Annotated in this window: 3 protein-coding genes and 1 other RNA gene; all 4 read right to left on the bottom strand. The window is 35.4% G+C overall.

The annotated features are described in order from the left end of the window. Nucleotides 1–360: 360 nt before the first annotated feature. Nucleotides 361–701, bottom strand: an RNA gene (rnpB, locus tag ABZA26_RS11365) — RNase P RNA component class A. Next, nucleotides 695–1,255 carry a hypothetical protein gene (locus tag ABZA26_RS11360; RefSeq protein ID WP_372714641.1) on the bottom strand — a complete coding sequence of 187 codons (561 nt, stop codon included), beginning with the start codon at nucleotides 1,253–1,255 and terminating at the stop codon, nucleotides 695–697. Before ABZA26_RS11360 ends, rnpB begins: the two co-directional genes overlap by 7 nt. An 11-nt stretch (nucleotides 1,256–1,266) precedes the next feature. Continuing rightward, a complete protein-coding gene (locus tag ABZA26_RS11355; RefSeq protein ID WP_372714640.1) occupies nucleotides 1,267–2,343 on the bottom strand; it encodes a Nif3-like dinuclear metal center hexameric protein in 1,077 nt (358 codons plus the stop codon). After that, nucleotides 2,334–3,026: sigma-70 family RNA polymerase sigma factor (locus tag ABZA26_RS11350; protein WP_372714639.1), on the bottom strand; the 693-nt coding region annotated here is incomplete at its 5' end. The genes ABZA26_RS11355 and ABZA26_RS11350, both read right to left, overlap by 10 nt.

The following is a 3,026-nucleotide window of genomic DNA, read 5'->3' as shown; positions in this document are numbered from 1 at the left end:
TTATTTAAATCTCTTGCGAGATTATCAACACCTAACTGTGTCCAAATCTTGTTTGGACTTCTTTGTCATCTATGATGACGATTTTGACTTCCTTCTCTATTTAATTGCTAATGTCCTTTTGTTTTTGCCACTTTGAGAAAGTTGCTTTTCTCTCGCGGACAAGAAATATAATAACATATCTGCAAACTTGCGTCAACACTTTTTTTATTTTTTTCAGCCCCTTCAAGCTCCAGACTATATATTTCATAGGCTTAACCCTTAAAAAATTAATTTTATGTTTATCTCGTTGCTCTGAACCCCCGTGTCCCTATGCTAAAAAATTAAAAAACCACGGAATCAATCCGTGGTCATAGTTATATTTAAAAAGGTAGTAAAATAAGCCGGGTTTTGTCTGAGTTAATCATTTATCTAGGCTTATAATCGCTTATAAGCTCTAGCAGCTTACCCTGAGAGTGGACGAGCAGCCCATATTCTCTCCTATTTAGCCTTGCTCCAGAGGGGGTTTACCAAGCTTTCTTAATCTCTTAAGAAACTGGTGGTCTCTTACACCACCTTTTCACCCTTACCAGCAAGTGGCGGTCTATTTTCTGTGGCACTTTCCTTAAGGTTTCCCTCAGCAGTCGTTAGCTGCCCTCTTTGCTCTACGGAGCCCGGACTTTCCTCTCCCTGCTTTCACAGGCAGCGATTAACCTTACTACCCTTTTTTAGCAAACTTCAAAAAAAACTCTCTTACTTTTTCATTTTTCCCTACAAATACTCCTATTCCTAGAAAAATAAGAAACAGAAATACACCACTTAAATTACCGCTTTTGGAAAATTTTTCCTTCTGGCTCTCTTTATCTTCTCCCATCCTGTTGAAAATATCCTCCAGGCTAGTCAGAAGTTCCATTGTGTACTTTTCATTCTCTCCCTCAGTAATAAGGTTTCCTAAATTTCCAAGAACATTTTCAATCTCTTCCTGGTAAGGACTTATATCTATGTCCTGACTAAAACTGACTTTTACATTTAAATGTTCGCTGTCTACTTTTACCATATCGATTATAACACTTTTTTCAAGGACTTTCAATTGTGTATTTTCTCCGGGTTTATAAGTATTGATATACAAATCCAGTTCGCTGTTTTTAGATATCTCTTCCATTCTTTCTTCTATTCTTTTGACCTCTTCATCAGAAAAAGAACCTAAATTATCTTTAATTTGGGAAAAACTCAACACAGACAAAATCAAAACAAACAAAATTAATATTTTTTTACGCATCATGCATCTCCTTACCTATATTTAAATACTGGTTTTTCATTCAGAACATCAATTTCAACATCAGTAAACTCCGCCAACTCACGGGTAACTAAATGGTTGAAAAAATGTTCACTCTCATAATGCCCCAGATCAATTAAATCCAATCCTTCTTCTGTTGCATCTAGAGCCTCGTGATATTTTATATCTCCAGTTATAAAAACATCGGCACCTAATTTTTTTATTTTTTTAAAAAAACTCATCCCCGACCCGTTTACAACAGCCACTTTTTTCACTATTTTATCCTCATTTTCTGCCACTATTCTGAGATTTTCTATTGATAACTTCTCTTTTATAAAATTTACATACTCTTTAAAAAGAACAGGGTTTTCAAGTGAAAAGAATCTTCCTATCCCGCCATCTGTATATTTATTTTCTATGGAAAAAATTTCATAGGCCACTTCGTCATAGGGGTGTATTCTTCTTATTTCATTTAATAATCGAAATATTTTCACCTTTTCCCCTATAACCTCAACCTTTATATTATCCACCATATATATATTATCTTCACCTGATACTTTATATCTTTCCACGCATTCTGTAGAATATGATACACCTTCATATCCTTCCAGGGAAACCTCTGTCTCCTGTATTTTTTTTAGAACATCCTGATAATTTTCTTTAGGGACATACACAGCAAGTTTATAGATGTCGCGGTGATGCTCAGCTATGATTTTGGATTCTTTGCCTCCCAGAAGTTCAGCTATGTATCTGTTCAGTCCATTTTCAGCTGAATCTAGGTTTGTATGCATCGAGTAAAGGGCTATATCATTTTTTATAAGCTTAATTATTTTTTTTCCCAGTAAACTCGAATCAGTCACCGTCTTCAAAGGTGAAAATATAAGTGGGTGGTGAGTTACTATCAGATCCACCTTGTTTTTAGCCGCCTCTTCTATTACTCTTTCTGTCGCATCCAGTGATATTTGTATTTTTTTAATGTCTCTGTTTCTTTCTCCCACCAGTAAACCAACATTATCCCAAGATTCTGCCATATCTTTGGGAAAAGCTTTTTCCAATTTTTTTATTATTTCAGAAAGCCTCACTAGCCCCACATCCTCTCATTGGCACATTTTAGCTTGAGTATTGCTCTTTCCTTCAAAAATTTCACCTTTTCAACTGAAAGACCTATTTTTTCCGATATTTCTCTGAAAGTAAGTCTATTATTATCATCGAGACCATAGTACATCTCCACCACCTTTTGCTCTTCCGGAGATATTTTTCTCATTAAATTCGATATTTTGCTTCTCTCTTCCAAAAGGTCTAGTTCTCTGTCTATCTCATCTACAGTATTAAAGTCTCCCTGATCAGGTTCATTGCCGTCTGCAAATCCCCCTACACCTATTTCAGAGGCCTCTTTCATTTTCTCCACATCATCTTGTGACAAGTTCAATCCTTCTGCTATCTCTTGGTAACTTGGTTTTTTATTGTTTTTTTCAATAAATTTATCTTCGAATATTCTTATCTTTTTATTCATCAGATAGACATAACTCGGTATTTTTATCGCATTTATACGGTTGGCTATGGAGTTTATTATCTCCCTTTTTATCCACCACACAGAATAAGATGTAAAACTGTGCCCCTTTGAAAGATCATATTTGTCTATGGCTGCTATAAGCCCTATTGTCCCGTCTTGTATGAGATCGATGTAATTAACACCTGCTTTGGAATATTTCATAGCAATCTTAGCTACTAGTTTTAGATTGGAAGTTACAAGCATATCCCGTGCATCTTCATC

It is taken from the genome of Ilyobacter sp., assembly GCF_041583315.1.
GTDB lineage: Bacteria > Fusobacteriota > Fusobacteriia > Fusobacteriales > Fusobacteriaceae > Ilyobacter.
This window is presented reverse-complemented; position numbering and strand designations above follow the sequence as displayed.

Coding starts and splice junctions, on each gene's coding strand:
- ABZA26_RS11360 (WP_372714641.1), bottom strand. CDS start 1,255: ATGCGTAAAAAAATATTAATTTTGTTTGTTTTGATTTTGTCTGTGTTG.